We start from the raw sequence: 25374 nt of genomic DNA on the forward strand, positions 1-25374 counted from the left end.
GAGCCAGGATCAAACTCTCCATAAAAGGCGAAATGGCGGAGCCATTCGCGCCAAATGAATTTGCTTGTTAGCTCATTCAAAAAACTAGCTTGTTTTAGACCTTTTGACAGGTCGCTCATTGTTCAGTTTTCAAGGAACAAACTTGCTTATTTCTCGTCCCAGCCTCGCGACCGGAATTAGAATATATCATGTATCGAAACTCAATTGCAAGCTTTATTTTTCAACTTGTTTTCGTTTCGACCACCGTGTTTGGCATACCTCTCAGCGGCAGAATGAAATATTAACATGATATCAACATACTCGTCCAGTGTTTAAATATTCCTGTTTATTATTGCTATTTTCGCAGCAAAAAGAAAAACTGCCCGAGTAACCTCGGACAGTTTCCACTCGTTGATCGATAGCTTGTTCTTACAGAACTTTCGTCTCACTGGATGTAAGTCAACAATTGATCGGCATTTTGTCTCATATCTTCTATGCGTTCCCTAAATGCGCAGTAGGCGATATGGTCAAGCCCGATGTGGATGAGACAGCAGAGTAGGCGTTCCTTCATCTGAGCTGGCGGGCCTCCGCGCTTTGCCCAGTGGTCATCGAGTATCTCCTGCAAGTCAATGCCATGCCATTGCGGAAACCAAGGCCACCAATAAAGAAACCAAGCATGGTCGTAGAGAGGATCGCCATAGAATGCATTTCCCCAATCGAACACCCCGGTTAATCTCCCATTGGCCACCAGCACATTCCGGTTCAGGAGATCGTTATGAACGATTCCTCGAATTTCCGGAAGCTGCGGTGCGAGTTCACGAAGCTTTGCAACACCAGCATTGAAGATACTTGCCTCTCTTGGCGAAGTGTCTAACCGCTCGCGCCAGCCAGCAAGCCTTTCTCTAGGCTCAGCCACCGACAGCAGCTCAGCCCCCCAGCTCTGGCCTGTTCCTTCCGGACGCCATAGTCCAACTTCCTGTGTGCTAGTGAGATCTAGCTTCTGAAGCTCGAAGAGTGCAGCGAACAGCTCTGGTAGGACCACTCGGATTTCCGACTCCTCTAGCTCATCGAGATGCTTTTCTCCTTGAACACGTTCAGATATGGCGAAGAATCCGTTCTCCGTCTCGCCTACCTCTACTACCTTTGGTATCGGCAGCGTGTCCATAGAGAACGCCCCCATTACACGATCCTTCTCGAAATCACCCACATATGCGCCGAAACGAATAACCATTTCACGACCATCGAGCAAGAAGGAATAGGCTCTCGACCAATCACCAGATGCCAGTGAAGCAAGATCTATAGCACGGTCACCGAAGCGATCCTTCACAAAGCGATCCGCTGCTTGCAAGAAATCTTCCATTGTGATTCCACCTTATTAAGAATGATAGCTATCTTATGCCTGCCTCTGCCAGTTTCTCGTCCAGATCCGCCTTCTGGCGCAAATGGTGCCTGCTGTGCATACCAACCATCTCAAACCATTCACGAGCACTGAGCCAGCCAAACCAGCCATGGCGCACCTTGCAAGCCGGATTCACTTCATCTACACACCCCGCCCAGCAGCTCATCTTCTCTAGCACGTCCTCCAGACCAGCTATGATTTCATCCTTGCTAGCAGGGTTACTTGTCGCATTGATTGGTTCATCAAGTTTCACACGGATATTGGGCCACTCTTTTTCGGCAAGCACCTTCGTTCCGTCAACTGTTTTGCCTTCAGACACTTCGAGTGTTGCCTTGGAGCATGTTTCGATATGCCCGATGTACTCTTTTGCCACTTCAATTACGTGAATATACATTTGCCCGACCGACCATACGTCTTCTTCACTCTTAAATCGCAGCTGCTCTATAGTGTAGCTGTCCAGATTCCGTAAGTATTGATCGATAATAGCCGTATAATTGTTCAACAAACTGATCCTCTCCCCGCGGATGACCTGACTATGATTACTTGTGAAAATAGTGTCTCTGCTCAAGGTCTGCGATAAGTCCCGATTGTACGGGCTTCCAGCCAAGCAGTTCCTTCGTCGTTCCACTTGATCTTGGAATGTCGAGCGACGCAACCAGACCTAGAAAACCAAAATATGCTTCTGCCTCTTCACGTGGGACGCTGACTACCGGGACGTTTAAGTGACGGCCGATGACGCCAGCAATATGATGGAACGGAATACCCTCATCGTGAACGCCATCCAAACGCGCGCCGGCAGGTGCAGATTCCACTGCGTATCGGAACAAGGCAGCCGCATCAAGACGGTGAATCGCCGGCCAACGGTTGGTTCCGTCTCCGATGTAGGCTGAGGCACCTCTTTCCCTGGCGATACGGATCAATCTCGGAACAAATCCTTTATCTCCTTCACCATGCACGGAAGGTGCAAGGGAAACGACCGATGGCCGCACGCCTCGCTCAGCAAGTGCGAATGCTGCCTCCTCCGATGCTTGGCCATTTGCATGAGCGGTAACGGTTAGCGGCTTTCCAGAACCTATAAGTCCCTCCCCCATTGCCTCGATGGCGCGAAGATCGGTTGCGAGCGAGCCGGCGAAGTCTGAGAAATCGTGATTAAATGCCAGATGGATGACGCCGTCCGAAGCGGCCGCGCTGCTTCGAAGCAAATCCAGATCTTCTAGTGCTCCTCTTTGAACCTCAGCCCCTAATCGCTGCAATAGTTCGGCACCACTCTCAGTACGGGTAAGACCAACAACCAGATGACCTGCATGGATAAGTTCTCGGACAACAGCCGTACCAATATAGCCCGCTGCTCCAGTAATGAATATACGCATTATTTTCTCCTCCTATATATGCATTTGACGAAGTGTTCAGCTCAAGTCTAAACTATGAAGTGAACTCTAAGGAAAGCATTTGAAGGAGCTATTAACATGAAAATTCAAGAATTAGCTGACAAGATGGGTTTGACTGCTCATACGATACGTTTTTATGAAAAAGAAGGCTTGCTCGACGGCAGGCATATCCAGAGAGAGAAGAATAATTACCGCAGCTACTCAGACGAGGCGATCGAGCGTTTGAAGCTGATCAAGAAGTTTCAAGGCATCGGCTGTTCGCTGGCTGAGCTGAAGACGATATTGCAAGAGCATGATTCGAGTGCCCGTACCAATCAAGAAATAATGGAATGGATTCACAAGAAAATCGACGAGATTGCGCGCAAGAAAGATGAGTACGATCAGATGCTTCTGACCCTTAACTGGATGCTTGATTATAGAAAGACACTAATAGAGGATCCACAGAAAGCTCAGGCTATGCTGGCGGAAGTATATCGTCCCGATCTCTCTAATTGAATCCCCCGGTTGAATGGAGCACTTGGCCTGTAATCCACTCGGCATCATCGGAGGCTAAGAACGCGACCAAACGGGCAGCATCCTTGGGCAAACCTACTCTACCGGACAGAAATTGACTTGAAAGCTGCATTCGAAGTTCATCGGTCATCCATCCGGTGTCAGTTGGACCCGGATTTACTGCATTCACAGTAATGCCTTTAGCTCCAACCTCGGCTGCAAATGTGCGTGTGAATGAATCAACAGCTCCTTTGGTCGTGGCATAAGAAATTTCGCCGACCATAGGGCCAAGTGACTGGCCAGATGTCATGTTGATGATTCGGCCACCGGACTGTTTACTAAATCGTTTGGCGAATTCCACACTAAGTAAAGCTACAGCTCTGACGTTAATTGCATAGTGAGCATCTAGAGACTCTGAAGTCATCGTAGTTAGATCATCATTTACTGAGTAGCACGCATTGTTTACAAGAATGGATGGCTCACCTAACCTCCGAGTGACATCCTCCATTAATTCCACCGTGATTTCTGTTAAGGATAAATCTAATTTAAGGTGCTCACAGCGAACGCCCAAGGAGCGAATTTCCTCTTGAAGCTGCTCCGATTCTACTTTATTGCTGCCCCAAGGCATCTGTTGATCGTAGTTATCCCAATATGTAAAGAATACATCTGCACCTTGCAATGCCAATTCTTTGCACACTGCCGCTCCGATTCCCGCACTTCGGCTTGCACCTGTAACAATCGCGATTCGACCCGATAATTTGCCGGTTGTATGACTCATGAGTGTTGATTCACACCATCCTTTATTAAGATAAGCATTAATTCGTATGGAACGACGAGGGTGTATGATGTAGGTTTTAACGATTCTGTCATAATCTGATTGTATTCCCCTGTTTGTCCATATGCAATTGTTAAAAAGACCACATCGAATGACGATGTGGTCTTGGTCTGTATAAGCTCAAATTAAGATTGCGCATACTGCTGCTGGAATTTCGCGATCGCCTCATACTCGGTTTCGAGCTGGCGCGCCAGGCGGATGTAGATCGGCAGCAGCTGATGGTAGACTTCCGCATTTGCCCCAATCGGATGATGCACATGCGTAGCGCCGACCATCTTCGAGACTACATTCAATGAGTCGACTCTGCCTGTTGCATAGAGACCGAGTACGACAGCGCCGAGACATGAGCTCTCGAAGCTCTCCGGCACGACGACTTCTTGGTCGAAAATATCTGCCATCATTTGGCGCCAGAGCTGCGACCTTGCGAAGCCTCCCGTCGCATGGATTTTGGTCGGACGTCCTATATTCTCCTCCATGGCGAGCAGCACCGTGTACAAATTAAAAATAACGCCCTCTAGCACGGAGCGAATCAGATGTTCTTTGCGGTGGTTCATCGTAAGCCCGAAGAACGAAGCCCTTGCATTCGAATTCCAGAGTGGCGCCCGTTCACCCGTCATATACGGATGGAATAGAAGGCCGTCTGCGCCAGGTCTCACTTGCGAAGCGATCTCCATGAGCAAATCGTAAGCGTCTATGCCAAGTCTCTTCGCGGTCTCCACTTCAGCAGCCGCAAACTCATCCCTCGCCCACCGCAGCAGCATGCCGCCGTTGTTAACAGCACCGCCGATGACCCACAATTCATCTGTTAGGGCATAGCAGAAGGTGCGCCCTTTCGGGTCGGTCACGGGCTTGTCCACGACCGTCCGAATGGCACCGCTCGTGCCGATCGTCGCTGCAACGACGCCTGGTTCGATCGCGTTCACGCCAAGATTCGAGAGTACGCCGTCACTTGCTCCGACGATGAATGGTGTCGATACGTCGAGACCGATCTCCTCGGCGAATGCAGCGTTCATTCCTTGCAATGCATGTGTCGTTGATACCGGTTGTGATAGCCGGTCACGCGTCACGCCTGCGAGCGCTAGTGCCTCTTCATCCCAATCAAGCTTAGTGAGATTGAACATGCCTGTCGCCGATGCGATCGAATAATCGATCACATACTCGCCGAACAGTCGAGCAAATACATATTCCTTGATCGAAATAAACTTGCTTGCTCGATTGAATAAAGATTCCATATCTTGGCGAAGCCACATGAGCTTCGGCAGCGGCGACATCGGATGGATCGGCGTTCCGGTCCTTAGATAAATCTGCTGGCCCCCGAATTCATGCTTTAGCCGCTCGGACCATGCCGCGCTCCGGTTATCTCCCCATGTGATGCAGCGTGTCAGTGGCTTGCTTTCTGCATCGACAGCAATAACGCTATGCATCGCCGAGCTGAAAGAAACGAACATAATTTGATTAGCACTCGCGCCGCTCTGCGCGATTACGTTCTTCAGCGTATGGATAACGGCGTTGAAAATCTGATCCGGATCCTGCTCGGCGATAGACGCTGTTGGCGTAAACAACGGATAACCCTCGTCTGCCTTCGCGATAACGGTTCCGTTCTCCTCGAACAGCACGGACTTCGTGCTCGTTGTCCCGATATCAACTCCGATCATATACATAGGTTGACTCAAGTGAATAAACCTTCTTTCCGGTGAATTGATGCATTCCAAGGGTAGCTTATATTAAACAACAACACTAAGAAGCAGTATAAGCATCAAGCCGACGACAGATAGAATCGTCTCCATTACCGTCCACGATTTCAACGTCTGCGGAACGGACATATTGAAGAACTCTTTAACCATCCAGAATCCAGCGTCATTAACATGCGACAGAATTAGCGAGCCTGCGCCGGTCGCGAGCACGACAAGCTCGACATTCGCATCAGGCGTCTGGCCGAGAATCGGCGCAATAATACCCGCCGCCGTGGTCATAGCGATCGTTGCCGAGCCAGTTGCCACGCGAATAAGGGCTGCAATGAACCAAGCGAAGAAAATAATGTTCACATGCGCCGATGTTGCAATTGCCGCGATGGCATCGCCGACACCGCTCGTAATGAGCACTTGCTTGAACGCTCCACCTGCACCGATGATCAGAATAATGGTAGCAGTTGGCGCCAAGCATTCGCTGGCGAAGCGCGACACTTCCTCTTTAGAGAAACCGCGAGCGAATCCAAGCGAGTAGAACGAGAACACGACGGCGATAAGCAACGCAATCACTTCATGACCGATAAATTCGCAGAACACCGTCCAGCTGCTTGTTGCGAGCGGGTCAATAATATTAGCAACGGAACCGATCAGCATAAGAATAACCGGGAGCAATATTGTGAATAGCGTAATGCCGAAGCCTGGCAGTACGCGCTCCTCTGAAGTCGCAAACTGCTCAACAAGTTTCGTTGGCGGCTCAACCTCGATCTTACTGCCGATCAGCTTTCCGAATAACGGTCCAGCCAAAATTGCGGTAGGCAGACCTACGATAAGCGAGTAAAGAATCGTTTTGCCGATATCTGCCCCGTATGCTCCAATTGCAATCATCGGTGCAGGATGCGGCGGCACCAGTCCGTGTACGGTGGATAGACCGGCCAACACCGGAATTCCGATTTGCAAGAGCGGCATCTTCGTCTTCTTGGCGACAATAAATACGATTGGGATGAGCAAAATAACGCCGACCTCGAAGAAAACCGGGATACCGACGATAAAGCCGACAATCAGCATCGCCCAGTGTATGCGTCGCTCCCCGAAGAGGCGAATCATCGTGTTGGCGATCCGCTCAGCACCTCCGGACTCAGCCATCATCTTACCGAGCATCGTACCGAGACCGATGACAATCGCGATCGTGCCAAGCGTGCCGCCAAGCCCGCCTGTCACCGCCTTGATATTGTCTGCCGGCTTCATGCCTGCAAGAAAACCGAGCAGCAGCGCGGAAATAAGCAGCGTGACGAATGGATTCCACTTGAATTTTGCAATTAGCGTTACAAGAAAGGCGATCGACACGAGCGCCCATATAATTAATGTCACATTATGACTGAGTCCAAAAATACTGCTCATCATAAACCTCCTGTAAATTCTGGTTGTACGTTTCGTATGGTTCGACTAGTGCGAAGCGATTATTCCAATGTTGCCAGAATTCGTAACACGACTTCGTTGTATACTTGTCGACAAGTTTGGTTGTACGCTTACTTAAAAGCGCTTGGATACTGCTAGGTAATACTGCTGTGCAAAGTCTGTTTCGAATCGGCGAAGTAATTCTCGACCACTTGCTGAATCTCAGCAAGATCGCGTGTTTCGATAGCCCGCACGAGCGTCCGATGCTTCTCGATGACGGTGTGAAGCTTCTCTTCCCCTTGCGAAAATATTTCATCCGTCGTAATAAGCATTACCGTGAGCACGATATTTCGGATGCTTTTCCATAAATGAAGAATACGAGCATGCTTCGCTCCGACGATCATCGCCTCGTGGAAAGTATAATCCAGATGCGAGAACTCTACACTGTCGTTGTATTTTACGGCGAGCTCCATTCTGTCGATGAGCTGTTTGAGATGGCCGAGCAGTTGTTCATGATCGCCTTCTCCCAGTCGCTTCTGGGCAAAGCTCTCGATCAAATAGCGGACATCGTACAGCTCCTCGAGATCCTTCATGCTAAGTCCGAGCACGACGGCGCCCATCCGTTCCAGACGGATAAGACCTTCATTGGACAACGTTTTCAATGCTTCGCGGACCGGAGAGCGGCTCGTGCCGAAGTCGGCGGCAACCCGATTCTCCGAAATCACTTCCCCTTGTTTGATCGTTCCACGGATAATTTGCAACCTTAATTCACAAGCGATGGAATCACCACGAGAAACTCCGGCAAGCCAAGCGGAAGGATAACGCATCTCTAATTCAACTCTCCTACATAGATCAAATTTGAATGATTACACGATAAATACAGCATTATCGATTTTAACACAGATTCGCGATTTGATACTATGTTTAGAGCTTACGAACGGACAACAGCATGTCCACCGAATTCATTACGCAGTGCGGCAACGACCTTGCCATGGAACGTATCGGTTTCTAGCGACCGGTAACGCATCAGAAGCGAAAGTGCAATAATCGGCGTGCTCGCCTCAAGATCCAGCGCTGTTTCGACTGTCCATTTGCCTTCACCCGAGCTCTGCATGACGCCGCGGATGCCATCCAGCTGCGGGTCTTTCGAGAACGCGTTCTCCGTCAGCTCCATGAGCCAGCTCCGAATGACCGAGCCATTCGACCAGACCCAGGCAACATCTTCATAATTGTAGTCAAAATCGCTCTTCGACAGCACTTCGAAGCCTTCAGCGATCGCTTGCATCATGCCGTACTCGATCCCGTTGTGGATCATTTTCAGAAAATGTCCGCTTCCGTTCTTGCCTGCATACAGGTAGCCTTTGTCGACCGCAATCGCCTGGAACAGCGGCTCAATTACGCCGAACATCTCCCGGTTGCCGCCGATCATAAAGCAACCGCCTTGCGCTGCACCTTCCGTCCCGCCCGATGTCCCTACATCGAAGAAATGAACGCCTTTCTCGCTCAGCCGCTCCGCACGCGAGATCGATTCTTTATAGTGGGAATTGCCTCCGTCAATAACCATATCCCCTTCTGTTAGCAGCGGTGCCAATCGCTCGATGACTTGATCGACAATCTTTCCTGCGGGAACCATCAACCACACGACGCGCGGCGTCGGCAGCTTCGCAGCTACTTCTTCAATCGTCGCTGCAAACTCGGCGCCATGCTTAGCAAGCTCCTGTCCGGGTTCGGGATTCACGTCGTTAACGACGACCTCATGCCCGTTTTGGAGCAAATTTTGTACCAGATTATACCCCATTTTGCCGAGACCGATCATACCTATTTTCATCTGTTTCACCTCTATATGAGTCTACAAGTATACTTGTATACAACTTTACTTGCTCACCAATTTTACTGCTTCATTGCGTATCTGTAAATATTGAATTTCTACTCTAAATAAAAAATCAGCCGACCCTCTATTCGAATCTGTACGCTCTCGAGATTAGTCTAGTCACATGTGTAAATATTTTCATAGATTGCAATATGCCATACAAGAAGGAGTTGACCCACATGCCTTACACTACGGGGGTTGTAACTAACACAAGAGACCTTGGAACAGCTGCTGCTAACATCGTTGTGAACATAAGAAATTTAGATTTGTCCGACGCAGCTACAATTGAAGTGCAGATATTTGCATCAGTCGATTCGAATGTATTCTATACAGTAGACCTAGTCGCCTACGTTGTACCTGCGAATTCATACCGCGTGAGAGAATTTTTTATTGATGGAAATGTAGCCTATGAAGTTCAGATTCATGCAACTGCTCCTCTTCTAACACCAAATGTAAACATGTCTGTCCACGGAATAAATGAATTCGGAACTCTTGTTGCGGAACAACGATTTGCTCAGACTGAATTAAGCTTAAAGCTCTGGGTCAGGCTTCACCTTTTTTACATTTTCATGCGTTCGGATGCAGTCAAAATAGCTAACGATATCTAACTCGATCAAGTTCGGCATAACCCAATCATATGGCGCGCTAGAAGCAAGACCAACCTTCATCCCAAGCCTCTTCGCAGATCCGGTTAAGCTTTTTGAGCAATCAGAAAACGATAGCCTAATTATCCATATTTTAGAAGTTAATTCGAATGAGAACTACCTCTATATTATCGCTTTTCATTCCTTTTCTTAAGAATGATCCATTCGATAATGACGAAGTTCAACAAAAGTCCGACCCATATATTCACATTCAACGCTTCTTCAACCATCCGCGTTCTTCCTCCAGGAACGGAGAGCCCGTTCAATATGTAATAGCTAAGGAGCAGCAAAGGCATGAGTAACCTTGCGCTTACAGCGACAAGCGTAATTCCGAAGCTGCGCATCATCCATATGCGATGTTCAGGAAGGCGTCCTTTTACAGCTGCCCGATAACCGTTCCAACAAGTGACAAGCCACACAATCGTTAATGTCAGGAATGCCAATGATTTCGTGAAATCTTCCATATACAAGATAATCGGCAACGCCAACAAACCACTAATAAAAACACTGATTACATACACTCTTCCCAGATAACGATGGATATGAGGTTGCTGAACACGAATACGCGTCAAAAATTGCAAAAATCCTGTTATTAACGCTATAGAAGCAAACAGAATATGCGTCACTAAGAGCGGATATTGGATGGTGTTCGATGTAATCGTAATTCTAGATTTCGCAGGATCCAAGTTTAAATACGGCAGGACAAACGGGATCATCACCCCGAGCGAGACGATGAATAATATCCACCAGCTTCTTCTTTGTTTCAAATCCATATCCATCTCTCCTTGGTAGTGCCATATCGATTCACCATGTTATTACTCCTTTAGTTATTGATGTTTTTGTTTTGCTCCTTCCTTTATTTTAGTGGGTAGGTTCAAACAGACTCTAAATCAAATCTAAAAAAAGCATAAAAAGAGGTCGTCGAGACATTTCTCAACAACCTCAGACTGTTATAAATTAGCTTGGTTCGCTTCTTCTTTACGGATAGATCATCACGCGCTCACATAGTACTGCGCCTGAGCATTCCACAACTCCGCGTACTTCCCGTCCCTAACAGCTAACAGCTCTTCATGGGAGCCGCGTTGAATAAGGCGCCCCTCGTGGAACACGACGATGTCGTGGCAGAACCGACAGGACGAGAGCCGGTGGGAGACGAAGATAGCGGTTTTGCCGCCGATTAATTCATTAAATCGGGAATAAATCTCGAACTCCGCGATCGGATCCAGTGCCGCCGTTGGCTCGTCAAGCACGACAAAAGGTGCGTTTTTGTACAGCGCCCTAGCCAGAGCCACCTTCTGCGCTTCTCCTCCTGACATATCTACGCCGTCGTCAGAGAAATCCTTGTGCAAGAAGGTACCGAGCCCCTCTGGCATGTTCTTAAGCTTCTCGCCAAACCCAGCCATAATGAGGGATTCCTCTGCCAAATCCGCATCATAGTTCTCGGAGGCAGCAACATTATGGCCGAGAGAGAATGAAAAGAGCTTGAAATCTTGAAACACGACACTGAAAACGCCCATGTATGCCGAGTAGTCGTACTCTCTAATGTCAATGCCGTTTAATGTAATAACTCCCTCCGACGGTTCATAAAGCCGGCATAGAAGCTTAATCATTGTGGTCTTGCCGCTACCATTCAACCCCACAACGGCAAGCCGCTCGCCGATATTGAACTTCATGCTTAGATTCTTAATGGCATAGTTGCCAGCGGCAGGATATTTAAACGACACGTCATGAAATTCGAACTCCAGCTCTGCTTGCGGGATTTGTCTGTTGCCATCGCTCTTGCGCATGTTGTCCGGCAGGTCAAGATAGTCGAACACGAGGTTAAGATACTGGTTGTTGGTAATATAATTCCCCAGAACCGCGACAAGCTTAGCCAGCGCTCCGACAGCTCCATTAGCCGCACCGATATATTGAACCACGCTACCTAACGGATACATGCCATATAACGCCCGAAGGCCGATAAATAGATAGACGCAGCCACCAAGCACGGCGTTAATAGCCGCTGCCAAGGCGTTATTTTTTCCAAATAAGTCAAATATTCTGTACCAGAACTCTGCTCCAACTGATTTATTGTAGTGTTCCTCGATCGCCGGCGCTTGTTTATAGAGCCGAATGTCTTTAGCGGCATTCTTGGACTGCATATATTCCATAAAAAAGTGGATATAGGTGTTCGACTTCGGATTTTCCTCAAACACCCTTCTCTGAATCCGCTCCTCCCGCTTCTTAAGGATATAGGTAAAAGGAAGGATAAGCAGAATGAGAATGACCAGCATAACGGTGGCAATTGGAGATGTGATGAAAGTCTCCTCATAGGAAGAAGCAGTTGTAAACATGCCTATAAAGAGCACGATGGACAGTATGAGTTCAAAAAGGGGCTGCAGCAGCTCCGGCAAACTGTGATGCAAGCGCAGGAGACCAAGTCCGTTACCGTTAGTCTTAGCTTCAATATCCGCTAATTTCTCGTTATTCATCGTATCTTCCACTTGATCGTAATTAAGCTGCATATACCGATGGCCCAGGAAAAAGTAGAATCGCGCCCACAACGTACTGTTTAAGGTCGTTATCCGGCGTGATACGACGGCGTTTATAGCCGATAAAATAAACGCGAGTCCGACAGTAAGCGCGGTATACAGCACGATACGCCCGGTGTCACGGTCGCCTGCCAGCTCGTTAATGATCTGGGCAGACAAGAAGAGCACCATTAACGGCTGCACAGCTTTAATAAAGGATGAGACGACAGTTAGCGGAATGTACTTTGGCGTTAATTGATTTACAATCCCGTATCCGCGGCGTAGGTTACGCCAAATTGAGCGCTTCTGCATGGTCGGCAACCTCCCCGTCTTTATAGTAGTGAGACTGCACGTTAAACATCTCGGCATATTTTCCGCCATTTCTCATAAGCTCGTCGTGCGTGCCGATTTCGGCGATGCCGCCGCCGTCTATTAATAGAATCCGATCGCAGAAACGTGTGCTTGCCAGCCTGTGAGAGATGTAAATCGATGTTCTGCCGGCAGTCAGTTCGGCGTAACGCTGATAAATCTCGCTCTCAGCGATAGGGTCAAGCGCAGCTGTCGGCTCGTCCAAAATAATAACCGGCGCGTCTTTATACAGAGCGCGCGCAAGCGCCAGCTTCTGCATCTCACCGCCTGAAAGTTCGATTGCGTCGCTATGCACACGACGAACGAGAAGCGTCGACTCGCCTTTCTCAAGCTTACTTACCTTATCCATAAGTCCGGACATCACAAGGCATTGCTTTACTTTCTCGTAGTCTGTCTGATCAGGAGACTGCTGCGATATATTCCCGGCAATATCACTGCAGAAGAGATGAATATCCTGGAACACGGTAGAAAATAGTGAAAAGTAATCGTCCCTGTTATACCGCGTCGTGTCGACACCTCCGAGCGTAATCTCGCCGCTTGTCGGCATATAAAGTCCGCATAAGAGCTTAATAAGCGTCGTCTTGCCCGCCCCGTTCGGACCTACAATCGCGATGCGTTCTCCCGGCTTTATATCCAGATTTATTCCGAAGAGAGTAGGCTCCTTGGCATCCGGATACGTATATCCGAGGTTTCTTAGCCTAATTGATGGAGGGAGCATGTCACCTGAAGGCAGCTTATGGCCCGGGCCGGTGTTAGAAATATCAGGTACATCGAGATATTCTCGGATATCAGACATCTCACTTAAAGAGCGCATAAGCTCGCTTGAACTTCTCAAAATGCCCGACAACCAGCCTGCAAACGCACCAATGGCGGCAAACACGAGCACGAAGTTGCCCAAGCTCATCTTGTCGTTCAGCAGCAAGTAAATTAGAAACGCGTACGCGGCACCATCACGTATAAGGCTAAGCACTGCATCCGACAGCTGAGCTTTCATATCACCTGTCGCGACCTTATGCTCTTTCTCCGTGCTAGACGCGAGTACATTTTGAAAAACTCCTCCGATTAAGCTGCTCAGACCATATAAGCGTACGTCTTTGCCTCCAGACGGTTCTTTCGACGCTCTCTGGATGTACCACAGCTTGCCCTGAAGCTTGGACCGTTCCTCACGCGTGTCCTTCTCAATCTTGCGGGCACGAGTGAGCGACATCCAATTGATCCCAGCCGAAATGGCTAGAAAGACAATAATAAGCGGATGTACCGTAATAATGACCAACCCATATGTAAGAAAACCCAACACGTTCATTAAAAGCTGTGAAATGACGCGCGGTATGTTGGAGGCAGGAGAGTGGTTGCTCTGCATGGCGCGCCCCGCCTTTTCGCCTAGCTTTGCGTATCTTGGGCTCTCTAGCACCTCGTAGTCCATATTTAGCTGCTTGATCATCGCCGTTTGAAGGTGTTTAAATATGCTGATTGTACCTACCGAATCATTGGTGATGAGATCAGCATAGCTCTTCAAGCTGCTCAATATGGCCAGAAGAAGCGCCATAGCTCCTACCGACACTATAAACTCGCTTGGCGTGCCCCCTTTTGTAATGTTGTCGATAACAATCTTCGGCATAAGGATGCTTACAAAGGGCATACCGACACCAACAAGCACCGCGATGACGCAACAAATTAGCGTAAGCGGCCTTGCCCGCCAGTGCACTCGCATGGAATACTTGATGTTAGACCACGCGGAATACGCCGCTGCTTTCTCTGTTGACACTCTAAAACCCCCTTCTAGTAGTTACAGATCGTAGACTTTGCTGCAAAATGGTTGATGCGCTTTGTCCGTGCTCAGCATAGCATAGCGACGATTGTGGGCCTATCAAGCATTAGTTGAAATTGTATGCGTCTAGAAATTCAACTGTTAGTGGAATTTCTAGAATGATTAAAATCAACTACAATCTAGCTTTTATAATAAAGCGCTCCGAATTTGTTCGAATGCCTTTCTCCGTATGATTCTCCTTAATGAATAGCTCCAGCAGTTTGAAGTCATCTTCGGTTCGCCCGAAGTCTGGGATAATTGGAGTGTGCTTCAATAAGAAAATCAAATCTTCAGCCGTTTGGTAATACTCGGTTACGCTAATATCCGCAGACTGAATGACGCTGAACCCCGCTTCGCTTAGCTCGCTCAGATATTGCTCTTTTAATGTACCCGCCTCCGTACCATACGCCTGCCCTCTTCCGAAGGTTTGCTTCAGATTAGATTTGTCGTTTTCACTGACTTGCTGGGTAATGAATATACCACCACTGTTCGTTAGAACTCTTGCAACCTCGCTGGCATAAAACTCCGAGTGTCTGCATAAGACGATGTTGAAGAAATGGTCAGGAAACTTCAAGCTCTCCGCTTCCATCTGCAGAAATCGCACATTCGGCAAGCCAGATACAGCCGCGTTTCTAGTTGCAGTCTCGATCATTCCACTGGACTGGTCGATCCCTACCAAGAGCAATGCAGAATCAGCTGCAATTGATAGGATCGCTTCCCCGCCGCCAGTGCCAATATCGAGCAAAATATCTGTTTTCCCGCATAACTTCTGTACATCCTGATAAAGCTCGGGCTTCTCTCCCTCAGAGATGCATTTTACGCTGCTGAAATCCCATCCATTGACTGCGCCGACTTTGTCATAGAACGCTTTATAATCAAGGAGATTCATTCGTTTCCGCCTCTCATTAGTTCATATCGCCAACATAACAATTCAACGCTCGATTCCCGTTAGCGCTTTCAATTATTTGAGGCACTAATTTTTTTGGATAAAATCTTAGGCTAGATAGGTCGTGTAATTCTATCCATTCGACTCCGATTTGATCTGGATCAGGATAAGGAGCAGCTTGGGGGATTACATCGTCTGGATTCATACGGCAATAGAATATTGGACTGACAATATGCAGCTTGCTCTCCACTTCCGTATTTGTATGATTCGCGCTAATAAATTCCCTAAGAAATAATAGTTCTTGAACTTCTACTGTAATACCAACCTCTTCATATACTTCTCGACGAAGAGCTTGCTCCATCGTTTCGCCAAACTCTTGCTTGCCCCCAGGGAGAATATAGGCTGCCTCACCGTCTTCTTCTATTTTCTTAATCGTCAGGAGCTTATCGTTAAGGATAATTACAGCTTGTACACCAACGCTAATCTTCACTGAGTTCTCCCCAATCACAAAGAATTTTTATATAGAGATTTCTACCCATTATAGCAATTCAAGAAATTTCTGGAAACAGCAAAAAGAAGGATACAACGCTACATCGCAAGACCGTTGCATCCTTCTATTCACTGCTCACTTTGGAACTCTCAGCACCTAACCCTAACCCTAATCCTGCTTCTTCACCAAACTCTCCAACAGCTCAATAGTACGTTTATCATTCTTCTCGCGACGCTTCAGGTTGTAGACAATACCATTCAGCCCGATAACGAGCACGCAGATTAATATAAATATCAAGATATTCAACAAATCAAGATTGTTCATATTTATCGACGCCCCTACTGGTTAATGTTCCTCACAACCTGGAGGATCTTCTTCAATTCTTTATCATAAGTGAAATAGTACACCTGCTGCTCATCAACTTTATACAGCCAGAACCCGTCTCCCGAACTGCCCGACGTCACGGCGTTATTGTTGTAAAGTCCAAGCGTCCCGTTCATGCTAACCGCCTGGTTGCTGTTCGTAATGGTATCGGTAGCGCGTAACTCATGCTTAAGGCTCAACGTCTGATAAAGTAGAATCGCAATAACGGCAAGCAATGCGGCAACAACAATTTTATTACTGTTCTTCATCCCGCTCTCCCTCTCAAATTACTCTAGCATAACAGCTTCAGCTATGAGCAACATTATAGCAGGATGCCTAGATTTTGGTAAATCGTCCTCAAGCCTCACGCGCCTTCCACCAGCGTATCGACACGTATACCGTGAGCAGAAACACGAGATAAACAGCTACTGCGAGCATCAACGATTGCCAGCCTGATGCAGCGCTACCGCCGATGAAAGCGAACACGAGCATCCCCGGGATTTTGCCAAGCAGTGATGCACTCGCGTAGCTTAAGAAGGGGATCGTTACGACCGCTGCATAGATATTGACCGCGACTTGCGGCACGATCGGTATCAGCCTTGCTAGCAGGATCGAACGGAACGGATATTTCTCCACCATCACGGTCCATCGCTCCGTTAGCTGATAGCGCCGCAGCATGGCTCGTCCACGTTCTCGCAGCGCATACCGAAACAACCCGTATAGCAGAAGCGCAGCCATCCAAGCTCCAATTAAGCTCATTAACGCGCCAAGCAGCGGACCATATAAATATCCCAGAGTGCCGATGACGACACTGAACGGGATGATCGGTATACAAGCCAAGCCAATGACAAGCAGCAGAAGCAGCAGAATCGGCACATCGCCATCTCTCATCCAAGCAAGCAGCTCAGTCCGGTTGCTCCATACGGCTATGATGACGACAAAATAGAAAGCTACAAGCAGCAAGCGTTTCATAGATGATACCCTCCTTAATCTTCATGCAAAAAGACATCCAAATCCGAGCGACTGAACGTCCTGCTCGAATGGGATGTCTTTAGGCCTGCACCGCGCCAAGCCAATTACAATGGTTTGCGCATATTCACATGCGGGATATTCGCATCGAGGAATGGCTCATCCGATACTGTCGCGTAACCAAGCTTCTGATAGAAGCCTTCCGCCGTGCATTGCGCACCAAGGAATGAGGCGGAATAGCCAGCCGCCTTCGCATCCTGCTCCATCACTTCGATCAGCTTCTTGCCGACTCCGTGCCCACGGTACGGAAGCAGAACGGCAATGCGCTGCATCTTCGCAACACCGGGCTCGTATTCTTTCCATCTTCCAGCTGCAATCGCTTTGCCATTATCCTTCACTACAAAATGATGGCATGACTCCGGTGTATCATCATATTCATCCCGCTCCAGATCAGCAGGCACTTTCTGCTCATTGACAAACACTTCGAAACGAACGGAAATTGCTTCTTCAAGCAGCTCGCTCGTATTAGCTCTTAAATATTCCACGAATGATACCTCTTTCAATAATAGTGTTAATGGATTCGCTGACCTAGTTGATCGAGTGCGGCTTCCCGAATAAAAGGACTCACTCGCACAGAGCCGGATACGAACAGATGCAGCTCATGCATCGCACGTGTACATACCGTGTAGAACAATCTCCGCTCGCGCTCCAGCTGATAGCCGGTTGCAGCATGGTCAGATGCATCATACACCAGAACAGCGTCAAACTCTACACCTTTTGCGAGATAGGATGGAATGACGACAATTCCCGGCGCAAAAGTCGACGTTTCCCGCTCGATCAAACGGATCGGCAGCTGATCCCGTAAAGCTTCGAAAGCTTCGGCGCTTTGAGCTGCGGTTTTGCAGATGACGGCAATCGTTCGATTACCCTCACTATTCAGCTTCTGTATACGTTCCACAATGCGGGCATGAAGCTCCACCTTATTCGCCGCAAAGGTCAACGTTGGTCGCTCTCCATCACGGTTGAACGGCTGAATCTCTTCACCACCCGGTATGAGCGTGCTCGTGAACTCTACAATAGGACGAGTGGAGCGGTAGCTTTGACGCAATACTATCGTCTCGGTCTCCTCTGCCGGATATAGCGCTGCAAGCGCACTGAAACCCATCATTCCATCTGCCGCCGTATGCGCATTGATCGATTGGTTCAAGTCCCCGAGCGCCGTCACGCGGCTAAACGGGAACAGTCGTTTCATATAGGCGAACTGGAATGCCGTATAATCCTGAGCTTCATCAATGATGACATGCCGAACTGAAGTGTTCGTCTGGAAGCCTCGAATTCGCTCCACGACATACAAGAACGGCGTTGCATCTTCGTACGGCAAGACACGGTTCGTCAGCTTCGAGTTTGTCCACGCACAGATCTCATTCCATTCTGCTGGCAGCTTTGCAACCCCGACCACGCCTGCATCAGAGCCAGCAAGTAAGGACGCGGCAAACGCCGGTTCACGGAACAAATTCACATACGAGGCACGCAAGTCGACAAAAGCAAGCTTCCGCAGCCGTGATCTAATAGGCTTGAATTGCTCCGATACGACGTATTGGACCAGCAATTCACGATCCCGATCGAAATCGTCGAACGAATCGTCACGGCTGTTCCGTTTGTTCTTGCGGACGCTCTGATAAGCCTTTAAGTAGGTTTCTTTATCCAGCAGCTCGACTGCTTCATCGACCCACTCTTCTTCAAGCGCAGCCTTCTGCCTCTCTTTCAATTGGCTAAGCAGCCACTCCGCAACAAGGCGCAGTCGGTTCGGTATGGCGATGCTATGATCAAGCGCATAGAAGTACTGATGAATGTCAGCCGCGGAGACGACAATTTCATCACGGAATGCGATGTCACGGAATACAAGTCCTTCCGATCCAAGCTGAACTAAGTATAGATCGATGAGCGCCACAAAATCCGTTGACGCCTTATATTGGATGCCTGTCATTCGCGCATTGTACTCCGGCTCATTCATCCCGGTTAGCGCATATTCCAGCTGCGCATACGGATTCTCCAGTTTGAACGATCTGCCAATCCGTGCCATGAGGTACTCATGGAAAGTCGTCTGCTGCATATTCTCTTCGCCAAGCTCTGGCAGCACCGTTGAGACATAGCTATTAAACATTGGATTCGGTGAGAATAAGACGATCTGGTCCGCCTTCAGCGTGCCGCGGAACCGGTATAGCAAATAGGCAACCCGTTGCAGAGCCGCCGAAGTTTTGCCGCTGCCCGCTGCGCCTTGAACAAGCAGTAATCGGCTTCGCTCATTGCGAATAATCCGGTTCTGTTCCTTCTGAATCGTGCCGACGATACTCTTCATCGCAGCATCAGATTGTTTGCCGAGCACCTCTTGAAGCAGCTCGTCGCCGATCGTAACGCCTGTATCGAACAAGCTGCGGATCTCGCCTTCACGGATGACGAACTGCCGCTTCAGCTTTAACTCTCCTGAAATCAACCCCATCGGAGTCTCAACAACCGCCGGTCCTGGCGGGTAATCATAATAAAGGCTGGCAATCGGCGCCCGCCAATCATAGATCAAATAGTTCTCATCCTTATCGTCTCGCAGTGATGCGATTCCAAGATACACTTGATCGACGGGTTCGCCATTCTCAGCAAAATCTATCCGGCCAAAATACGGCGTCGACTTTAGCTTCCTTAGTGTGCGCAGCTGCAACGCCGCATGGCGATGGGTCCGCTCACGCTCCGATAGAATTTCAGCTTGCTGCTTCAAGCTCGCGAACGTCTCCGCCATTTCCGCCGAATCCTCGAAATTGACGGTTACGTCATCCCAGAAATTTTTGCGGATATCGACCATTTCGGACATGGTTTCCGAGGTTGATTCTTCGAGCGAGTAAATCTTGGCTCGAATATGTTTCGTAACATTATTCACGCGCTCTTGTTCCTGCCGCCAATCCTGTGATTTAAGACTCACCTATATTCCACCTCCACATGACAGAAAAACGAGAGTTGATTGTATCAAACAATAATTGGAAAATCAATACGGATTAGTCGTTCCCGTTCACGCGAAACCTCAATATTCTATGTATTTCATACTCGGTCTATGTAAACCAAGCTCCTCCATTCGCATGAGCGTCGGAAGGAGCTTAGCTTTCGAGCTTACCAGTTATTTATACTTTTGCAGTCACAGCACCAAACACTTTCGCTTCCTTCTTCGCTTCGGCAATTGCCTTTTCCTTAATCTCCGCTGCATTCTCAGGCATCGCATTGACGCCTTCAACGAAGATCCCTTTGAAATCAGTGATGCCAACGAACTGCATAATGGCATTCAAGTGGCGATGGCCGCATTCCAACCCTGCTGCCGGACCTTCCGAATAAATGCCGCCTCGTGCTTGAATATGAATAGCTGACTTGCCTTTCAGCAGACCGACTGGCCCTTCCTTCGTATAACTGAAGGTTTTGCCCGCCACGCAGATGGAGTCAATATAGGCCTTCATGATTGGCGGATACGAGAAGTTCCAGAGCGGCGTTACGAACACATACTTGTCTCCTGAAACGAACTGATCTACGATCTCGCCAAGCCTTGCGACCTTCTTCTGTTCATCGCCGGACAGAGAGCTGAAATCCCCGCCACTGCGCAGCTTGCCCCAGCCGCTGAATACATCTGCATCAATATACGGGATTTCCGTCTTGTACAAGTCCAGATGTACGATTTCATCTTGCGGGTGCGATTCGCGGTAGGAATCAATGAATGCTTGACCGACAGCCATACTGTACGATGCTTGATGATCGTGCGGATGCGCAGTAATATACAGAAGCTTAGCCATAAATGAACGATCCCTGCCTCTTTGTTAGAATGACGGACACGTACGTTAGAATGGTCCGACAAGAGGCAATGGATACTCGCTACTCGGCTGATTGTTGCTGGCTCACGTGCTAAATACTGCTTTTAACTCGAATCAGCATCAAACCGCTAATAAATAAGATGACGGAGCCCAAATAGAACATTAAATCGAGCGTGAATAAATCAATTAAGAACCCTCCGGCAATGACAGCAGCGCCGGAAAATAACGATACACTGACATGATAACGACCGATTTGCTCCCCGCGGCGTCCTTCCTCCGTCATATCGGCAAGAAACGCTTTCTCACAGGTTCGCTGCATGGCCCCGAATGCGCCCATCGCGATTTGTAGAGCATACACCTGCCAAATGCTTGTTACTAGGGGAAAAATAAGAAATAATGCCGCCGTCCCCCATGCAGATAGAAGAAGAAACAGCTTCCGTCCATAACGATCTGACGACTTCCCGAACCACCAATTCAAGTAAGCGGAGCAAATAGTGAACAAACCATACGCGATTCCATATTGCGTAAAATCGCCGCCGATTTCCTTCACGAAGATCAGATAAAAGGGAAAAACAATGCCAGAGCCGAACGTCATGATACTTTGTGAAACCATCATCATCCGCATCATATTACTCATGAGCATACCTCGCATACAGTTCATTTTGGAACACTAGATTAGGATCCGCTCGCTTCTTGGCTGCAAAGAATGCATCTGTATTCGGATATGCGCTGCGTAATTGACGATCATCTGCGAACAGCTGATAAGGAAGATAATAGGTGCCTCCTTGCCTTATTGCCAAGTCAATTAGCTTCCTGGTGGAAGCAGCAAACTTCTCAACGGATGCAGCAGATCGTTTGTTATTGAACAGCATAACGAACGCGAAGCTGTCGTTCTTCGAATAACAGAGGAGAGACTCTTCATTATGCGGTACATACCGCACCGTAATGTTGAGCAAATTAAGCTTATCCTCAAGCAAAATCTCACGTAAGCCATCAACAAATGGCTTGAATTGATCTAAGGGTACAAAATATTCCTGAAGCAAGTCGGTTCGCTGAGAATCAGCATACTCCATGAACTTTGCATCAGGCCGCATTGCATTATTACGTGTTATGAGCTTGCCGTCACTTAGAAGATACCCTTTCTTCTGCAGACGCCAAACAAGAGACTTGCCCCAATCCCACTTGCGTGATAATCCTAATGCAAACTTTGCTACCCCTGCGCCTGCAGCATTCTCATGACGTAAACTCGTTAGCTTAGCTGTCATGTGTTCATCGGTCTTCTCATACGTCGTAATAAACATATCCGTTAAGTAGGCTTCAGGTGCAACGGATAATCGTGCAATCATCATCGCATTTATCGGATTGTTTCGAACTTCATTCGCAAAATAACCAGCAAACGCATCATATTGAATCGGTACGACATGCTGTTTATACAAGGAATCTTTAGTTAATGAAAGAGTAACGTCTACGATAACACCGAATAATCCGTAACCGCCAATCACCGCTCCGAACAAATCGGAATTGGCGGTTCTACTGACTTCGATTATTTTACCCTCGGCGGTCATTAATCGGAATGACTTCACTGACTCAATGAACGGACCCTCATGAATATCGCGTCCATGTGCATTTACGCTCATCGTTCCCCCGACCGTAAACAGGTTCTGTGATTGCATGATCCGAAGCGATAAGCCGAGCGGGTTGATGGCTGACTGTACTTGCTCCCAGGTCGCTCCGCTTTGTACTGTAATTTCTTTGCTTACTTGGTCGATTCGCAGGATACGATTAAGGGAGAGCATATCAAGAACAATTGCGTCTTCGGCAAAAGTTTGCCCTCCCTGACTATGCTTCGCGCCGGATACGGAAATCGGTAAACCGCGTTCCTTCGCCTCTGCCAGAGCTTCTCGAATGTCCTCCGTATCGTGAACATGTACCGTTTTATAGATGCGTTCCTCCATCAATCTGCTGACATCAGAGGCATATTGCTCATGTGGCATCCCCATTCGGATAACAAGCGAGCCAGCGAGCAGCAACAAGTAAATGATAATCGGTACCGCAATAGGAACGGCTCGGTTACCTTTGAACCATTTACGTGTTAGAGTGGTTAGAGCTCCGATCCGATCACCGCCTTCATTTGCTTCAACATGACGTTCACAAACTGCTGCGCAGCCGGAGGAAGCTTCTCATCAGCTCTTGTGTACAGCACAATCGGGTTAAGCAATTCGGCTTCGCCTGCCACCAAAATTCTCGCCAGCTCACCCCTTGCGATTGCTCGCCGAGCTTCCAGCGAAGAGACGAACGAAACGCCGAGTCCGGCTGCGACCGCATGAAGCGATTCATGAACACCGCTTACTTGAATCGCCGTCTTCGGCATGGCTTCTCCATGGATGCGGCAGAGCGCGAGCAGCCGGTCGCGTGCCGCACTGCCTTCCTCTCGCATGATGAACGGCTCTGTGAACAGTTCGCCAAGTGAAATGGTTTGACCTGCTAACGCATGAGATGGCGAGGCGACGAACCATAGCTCATCCTCCAGGAGCACAAGCCGCGTTAATTCCTCCCTCGTTTCTCCGCTTCCTCCAATCACCGCTATATCCGCTTCATATTGGAGTAAGGCTTCCATCGCATCATTCGCATTTCGCGTCTCCATCGACACCGATACAGTAGGAAAAGCAAGCTTGAATGCTGCGATCTGCTCCATCAACAGAAAATTCGCAGGCAGCGACGTCGCGGCGATTCGCAGCTTGCCCGCCGTACCATCGCGAAATGCTGCCATATCGCGGACAATGTCCTGCTCAAGCGCGAACAGTCTGGAAGCATGCGCCGCTAACCGCTCTCCTGCTTCCGTGAGCAGAATGCCTCTCCCTCTCGGCGCGAGAAGTGTCACACCAAGCTCCGCAGCCATATTGCGGACATGCGCCGTCACAGCTGGCTGGCTAATGCAGAGCATTTCGGCAGCTCTCGTCACACTTCCAGTCATCGCCACATGATGAAACACGATCAGTCCGTAGAGATTCATATTACATCCGTGCCTCCGCTCCCGCTTCCGACTTAATCATAACCTGTAGTTATCAATAACAAATATATATGTATTAGAATTATAGATTATTTGAACTTATTGTATGTAGTAGAACGATTCCGATCAAGCGAACAGCTGATTAAGTAACGATAAAGGAGGATCTCTACGCGATGAGAGCAGCATGTATAATCTGCAATACGACATATGGAATGGACATAAGTCCGATGAGGTACAACTGCGATTGCGGCGGACTGCTTCAGCTCGTGCAAGATTTCAGAGGCATAGATGTCGAGCTGTTGAAGCGGCAATTCCATGAGCGCCGTGCGGAGCGCCATACATTAATGGCCAGCGGTGTATGGCGCTATAAGGAGCTGCTTGCTCCTGAGCTGCCTGATCCGTTCATCGTGACCCGCAATGAGGGCAATACTGGACTCTATGAAACAGAGACTGTGCGAGCATTCACCGGCGTTAGACGTCTGTGGCTGAAAGCACAGAGCGAGAACCCGAGCGGTTCGTTCAAGGATAACGGAATGACCGCAGCCGTGTCCCATGGCCGATCACTTGGTTATCGTAAATTTGCTTGCACATCAACCGGCAACACATCGTCCTCTCTCGCGATGTATGCTGCAACTGCAGGTCTCGCTTCAGTTGTACTCGTGCCTGACCGCGATGTTGCTCTAAACAAAGTGTTGCAGACGCTCGCTTACGGCGCGCAAGTGAGGACGTTCGCTGGCACCTACGACGATGGAATCCGCTGGCTCGACAAGTATGCGGAAGCGGAAGGGTTATACGTGTGCAATTCCATTAACCCGTTTCGGATAGAAGGCCAGAAGAGCATCGTTTATGAGCTCGTACAGGATATGAACTGGACGCTGCCGGACTGGATCGTGCTCCCCGGCGGTGCGCTAAGCAATGCGTCGGCGCTTGGTAAAGGGCTGCACGATCTGTACACACTCGGCTTCATTGACAAGCTGCCCCGTGTTGCGGTTATTCAAGCCGAAGGCGCGAGTCCGTTCCATCGGATGATCGAGAGCGGCGACGACTGCTTGACGCCGGAAGCGAAGCCCATCACAGCAGCGTCTGCCCTTAATATCGGCAACCCGCCGAGCTGGCGCAAAGCACGCGGTGTGCTGCAGCTTACGAATGGTGTCACGGCAGCTGTCTGTGACACCGAAATAATGGCAGCGAAACAGCAGATCGACCGCTCGGGCATCGGCGCCGAGCCCGCATCCGCCGCGGCTGTTGCTGGACTGCGCAAGCTGGTGAATGAAGGCATCATTCACGCGGACGAGACTGCAGCTTGTATCGTAACCGGTCATATTCTGAAAGATTCGGATGCGCTGCGCATGTATCGCGATTTGCCGGGGAGCATCCAGCATGTTCAGCTTCGCTCCTAATAAAGAACGCACCTCCTAAGCGGATGCTAGGAAGTGCG

General features: G+C 48.9%; 25 protein-coding genes and 1 pseudogene. 3 read left to right on the forward strand and 23 right to left on the reverse strand.

The genetic code is table 11. From position 1 onward, the window contains the following. Positions 1-424: 424 nt before the first annotated feature. The 3 genes from AC0LWF_RS24580 to AC0LWF_RS24590 are packed head-to-tail and all read right to left on the reverse strand — an operon-like array spanning position 425 to position 2748. Complete coding sequence (locus AC0LWF_RS24580; protein ID WP_474654177.1) at positions 425-1339, reverse strand: phosphotransferase family protein; 915 nt, start codon at positions 1337-1339, stop codon at positions 425-427. A gap of 28 nt (positions 1340-1367) precedes the next feature. Continuing rightward, complete coding sequence (locus AC0LWF_RS24585; protein ID WP_474654178.1) at positions 1368-1883, reverse strand: DinB family protein; 516 nt, start codon at positions 1881-1883, stop codon at positions 1368-1370. Between the two features lie 34 nt (positions 1884-1917). Beyond that, positions 1918-2748, reverse strand: a complete 831-nt coding sequence (locus AC0LWF_RS24590) for an SDR family oxidoreductase (RefSeq protein ID WP_474654179.1) — start codon at positions 2746-2748, stop codon at positions 1918-1920. A gap of 96 nt (positions 2749-2844) precedes the next feature. Here AC0LWF_RS24590 and AC0LWF_RS24595 point away from each other — a divergent pair, with 96 nt between their 5' ends. Then, the gene (locus tag AC0LWF_RS24595) at positions 2845-3261 is read left to right on the forward strand and encodes a MerR family transcriptional regulator (protein ID WP_474654180.1); all 417 of its coding nucleotides are present in this window, start codon (positions 2845-2847) and stop codon (positions 3259-3261) included. Here the strand turns inward: AC0LWF_RS24595 and AC0LWF_RS24600 are convergent. From AC0LWF_RS24600 to gnd, 5 genes are all read right to left on the reverse strand, one after another. Further along, positions 3254-4036 (reverse strand): SDR family oxidoreductase, encoded by a 783-nt coding sequence (locus AC0LWF_RS24600; RefSeq protein ID WP_474654181.1) that lies wholly within the window; start codon positions 4034-4036, stop codon positions 3254-3256. The genes AC0LWF_RS24595 and AC0LWF_RS24600 overlap by 8 nt on opposite strands. Before the next feature lie 182 nt (positions 4037-4218). After that, complete coding sequence (gene gntK / locus AC0LWF_RS24605; RefSeq protein ID WP_474654182.1) at positions 4219-5766, reverse strand: gluconokinase; 1548 nt, start codon at positions 5764-5766, stop codon at positions 4219-4221. Between the two features lie 51 nt (positions 5767-5817). Then, on the reverse strand, positions 5818-7179 hold the full coding sequence (locus AC0LWF_RS24610) for a GntP family permease (RefSeq protein ID WP_474654258.1): 1362 nt from the start codon (positions 7177-7179) through the stop codon (positions 5818-5820). 152 nt (positions 7180-7331) lie between these two features. Further along, on the reverse strand, positions 7332-8003 hold the full coding sequence (locus AC0LWF_RS24615; RefSeq protein WP_474654183.1) for a GntR family transcriptional regulator: 672 nt from the start codon (positions 8001-8003) through the stop codon (positions 7332-7334). A 104-nt stretch (positions 8004-8107) separates the two neighbouring features. Further along, on the reverse strand, positions 8108-9004 hold the full coding sequence (gnd, locus tag AC0LWF_RS24620) for a phosphogluconate dehydrogenase (NAD(+)-dependent, decarboxylating) (protein ID WP_474654184.1): 897 nt from the start codon (positions 9002-9004) through the stop codon (positions 8108-8110). A gap of 221 nt (positions 9005-9225) precedes the next feature. On the opposite strand from gnd, the gene AC0LWF_RS24625 reads away from it, so the two are divergent. Further along, positions 9226-9654 (forward strand): hypothetical protein, encoded by a 429-nt coding sequence (locus tag AC0LWF_RS24625; RefSeq protein ID WP_474654185.1) that lies wholly within the window; start codon positions 9226-9228, stop codon positions 9652-9654. Here the strand turns inward: AC0LWF_RS24625 and AC0LWF_RS24630 are convergent. The 15 genes and pseudogenes from AC0LWF_RS24630 to AC0LWF_RS24700 all read right to left on the reverse strand — a co-directional run. After that, a pseudogene (locus tag AC0LWF_RS24630) lies at positions 9643-9714 on the reverse strand (hypothetical protein); the annotation flags it as partial. The gene AC0LWF_RS24625 and the pseudogene AC0LWF_RS24630 sit on opposite strands and share 12 nt — an antisense overlap. Before the next feature lie 104 nt (positions 9715-9818). Continuing rightward, the gene (locus AC0LWF_RS24635; protein ID WP_474654186.1) at positions 9819-10463 is read right to left on the reverse strand and encodes a DUF2306 domain-containing protein; all 645 of its coding nucleotides are present in this window, start codon (positions 10461-10463) and stop codon (positions 9819-9821) included. Positions 10464-10682: 219 nt separating this feature from the next. Beyond that, complete coding sequence (locus AC0LWF_RS24640; protein ID WP_474654187.1) at positions 10683-12512, reverse strand: ABC transporter ATP-binding protein; 1830 nt, start codon at positions 12510-12512, stop codon at positions 10683-10685. Continuing rightward, positions 12487-14334: an ABC transporter ATP-binding protein gene (locus tag AC0LWF_RS24645; protein WP_474654188.1), complete on the reverse strand. Its 1848-nt coding sequence runs from the start codon at positions 14332-14334 to the stop codon at positions 12487-12489. Before AC0LWF_RS24645 ends, AC0LWF_RS24640 begins: the two co-directional genes overlap by 26 nt. 175 nt (positions 14335-14509) lie before the next feature. Beyond that, complete coding sequence (locus tag AC0LWF_RS24650) at positions 14510-15265, reverse strand: class I SAM-dependent methyltransferase (protein WP_474654189.1); 756 nt, start codon at positions 15263-15265, stop codon at positions 14510-14512. 16 nt (positions 15266-15281) lie between these two features. Continuing rightward, positions 15282-15752, reverse strand: coding sequence for an NUDIX domain-containing protein (locus AC0LWF_RS24655; RefSeq protein ID WP_474654190.1), 471 nt, complete (start codon positions 15750-15752; stop codon positions 15282-15284). Positions 15753-15920: 168 nt separating this feature from the next. Continuing rightward, complete coding sequence (locus AC0LWF_RS24660) at positions 15921-16076, reverse strand: hypothetical protein (protein ID WP_474654191.1); 156 nt, start codon at positions 16074-16076, stop codon at positions 15921-15923. Between the two features lie 14 nt (positions 16077-16090). Further along, a complete protein-coding gene (locus AC0LWF_RS24665; RefSeq protein ID WP_474654192.1) occupies positions 16091-16384 on the reverse strand; it encodes a hypothetical protein in 294 nt (97 codons plus the stop codon). Positions 16385-16472: 88 nt separating this feature from the next. Next, positions 16473-17087, reverse strand: coding sequence for a TVP38/TMEM64 family protein (locus tag AC0LWF_RS24670; protein ID WP_474654193.1), 615 nt, complete (start codon positions 17085-17087; stop codon positions 16473-16475). Positions 17088-17191: 104 nt separating this feature from the next. Continuing rightward, positions 17192-17629 carry a GNAT family N-acetyltransferase gene (locus tag AC0LWF_RS24675; RefSeq protein ID WP_474654194.1) on the reverse strand — a complete coding sequence of 146 codons (438 nt, stop codon included), beginning with the start codon at positions 17627-17629 and terminating at the stop codon, positions 17192-17194. Positions 17630-17655: 26 nt separating this feature from the next. Further along, positions 17656-20055: an RNA polymerase recycling motor HelD gene (gene helD / locus AC0LWF_RS24680; protein WP_474654195.1), complete on the reverse strand. Its 2400-nt coding sequence runs from the start codon at positions 20053-20055 to the stop codon at positions 17656-17658. Positions 20056-20251: 196 nt separating this feature from the next. Then, positions 20252-20908: an FMN-dependent NADH-azoreductase gene (locus tag AC0LWF_RS24685; RefSeq protein ID WP_474654196.1), complete on the reverse strand. Its 657-nt coding sequence runs from the start codon at positions 20906-20908 to the stop codon at positions 20252-20254. A gap of 109 nt (positions 20909-21017) precedes the next feature. Then, positions 21018-21563 (reverse strand): MFS transporter, encoded by a 546-nt coding sequence (locus AC0LWF_RS24690; protein WP_474654197.1) that lies wholly within the window; start codon positions 21561-21563, stop codon positions 21018-21020. Beyond that, the gene (locus AC0LWF_RS24695) at positions 21556-22920 is read right to left on the reverse strand and encodes an FAD-binding oxidoreductase (RefSeq protein WP_474654198.1); all 1365 of its coding nucleotides are present in this window, start codon (positions 22918-22920) and stop codon (positions 21556-21558) included. The genes AC0LWF_RS24690 and AC0LWF_RS24695 overlap by 8 nt, the downstream gene beginning before the upstream one ends. Before the next feature lie 107 nt (positions 22921-23027). Then, a complete protein-coding gene (locus tag AC0LWF_RS24700) occupies positions 23028-23939 on the reverse strand; it encodes a LysR substrate-binding domain-containing protein (RefSeq protein ID WP_474654199.1) in 912 nt (303 codons plus the stop codon). Positions 23940-24109: 170 nt separating this feature from the next. Between AC0LWF_RS24700 and thrC the strand changes: the two genes are divergently transcribed. After that, entirely contained in the window at positions 24110-25336 is a 1227-nt protein-coding gene (gene thrC / locus AC0LWF_RS24705; RefSeq protein ID WP_474654200.1) for a threonine synthase, read from the forward strand. Positions 25337-25374 lie beyond the last annotated feature (38 nt).

Source organism: Paenibacillus sp. sgz302114 (assembly GCF_056120345.1).

Bases quoted from the DNA above. Each gene is read 5' to 3' on its own strand.
- AC0LWF_RS24640 (WP_474654187.1), bottom strand. From the start codon at position 12,512: ATGCAGAAGCGCTCAATTTGGCGTAACCTACGCCGCGGATACGGGATT.
- AC0LWF_RS24590 (WP_474654179.1), bottom strand. From the start codon at position 2,748: ATGCGTATATTCATTACTGGAGCAGCGGGCTATATTGGTACGGCTGTT.
- AC0LWF_RS24685 (WP_474654196.1), bottom strand. From the start codon at position 20,908: ATGGCTAAGCTTCTGTATATTACTGCGCATCCGCACGATCATCAAGCA.
- AC0LWF_RS24600 (WP_474654181.1), bottom strand. From the start codon at position 4,036: ATGAGTCATACAACCGGCAAATTATCGGGTCGAATCGCGATTGTTACA.
- AC0LWF_RS24610 (WP_474654258.1), bottom strand. From the start codon at position 7,179: ATGAGCAGTATTTTTGGACTCAGTCATAATGTGACATTAATTATATGG.
- AC0LWF_RS24670 (WP_474654193.1), bottom strand. From the start codon at position 17,087: ATGAAACGCTTGCTGCTTGTAGCTTTCTATTTTGTCGTCATCATAGCC.
- AC0LWF_RS24625 (WP_474654185.1), top strand. From the start codon at position 9,226: ATGCCTTACACTACGGGGGTTGTAACTAACACAAGAGACCTTGGAACA.
- gnd (WP_474654184.1), bottom strand. From the start codon at position 9,004: ATGAAAATAGGTATGATCGGTCTCGGCAAAATGGGGTATAATCTGGTA.
- thrC (WP_474654200.1), top strand. From the start codon at position 24,110: ATGAGAGCAGCATGTATAATCTGCAATACGACATATGGAATGGACATA.
- AC0LWF_RS24635 (WP_474654186.1), bottom strand. From the start codon at position 10,463: ATGGATTTGAAACAAAGAAGAAGCTGGTGGATATTATTCATCGTCTCG.
- AC0LWF_RS24580 (WP_474654177.1), bottom strand. From the start codon at position 1,339: ATGGAAGATTTCTTGCAAGCAGCGGATCGCTTTGTGAAGGATCGCTTC.
- AC0LWF_RS24650 (WP_474654189.1), bottom strand. From the start codon at position 15,265: ATGAATCTCCTTGATTATAAAGCGTTCTATGACAAAGTCGGCGCAGTC.
- AC0LWF_RS24695 (WP_474654198.1), bottom strand. From the start codon at position 22,920: ATGCCACATGAGCAATATGCCTCTGATGTCAGCAGATTGATGGAGGAA.
- AC0LWF_RS24665 (WP_474654192.1), bottom strand. From the start codon at position 16,384: ATGAAGAACAGTAATAAAATTGTTGTTGCCGCATTGCTTGCCGTTATT.
- AC0LWF_RS24660 (WP_474654191.1), bottom strand. From the start codon at position 16,076: ATGAACAATCTTGATTTGTTGAATATCTTGATATTTATATTAATCTGC.
- AC0LWF_RS24690 (WP_474654197.1), bottom strand. From the start codon at position 21,563: ATGAGTAATATGATGCGGATGATGATGGTTTCACAAAGTATCATGACG.
- AC0LWF_RS24700 (WP_474654199.1), bottom strand. From the start codon at position 23,939: ATGAATCTCTACGGACTGATCGTGTTTCATCATGTGGCGATGACTGGA.
- AC0LWF_RS24595 (WP_474654180.1), top strand. From the start codon at position 2,845: ATGAAAATTCAAGAATTAGCTGACAAGATGGGTTTGACTGCTCATACG.
- AC0LWF_RS24615 (WP_474654183.1), bottom strand. From the start codon at position 8,003: ATGCGTTATCCTTCCGCTTGGCTTGCCGGAGTTTCTCGTGGTGATTCC.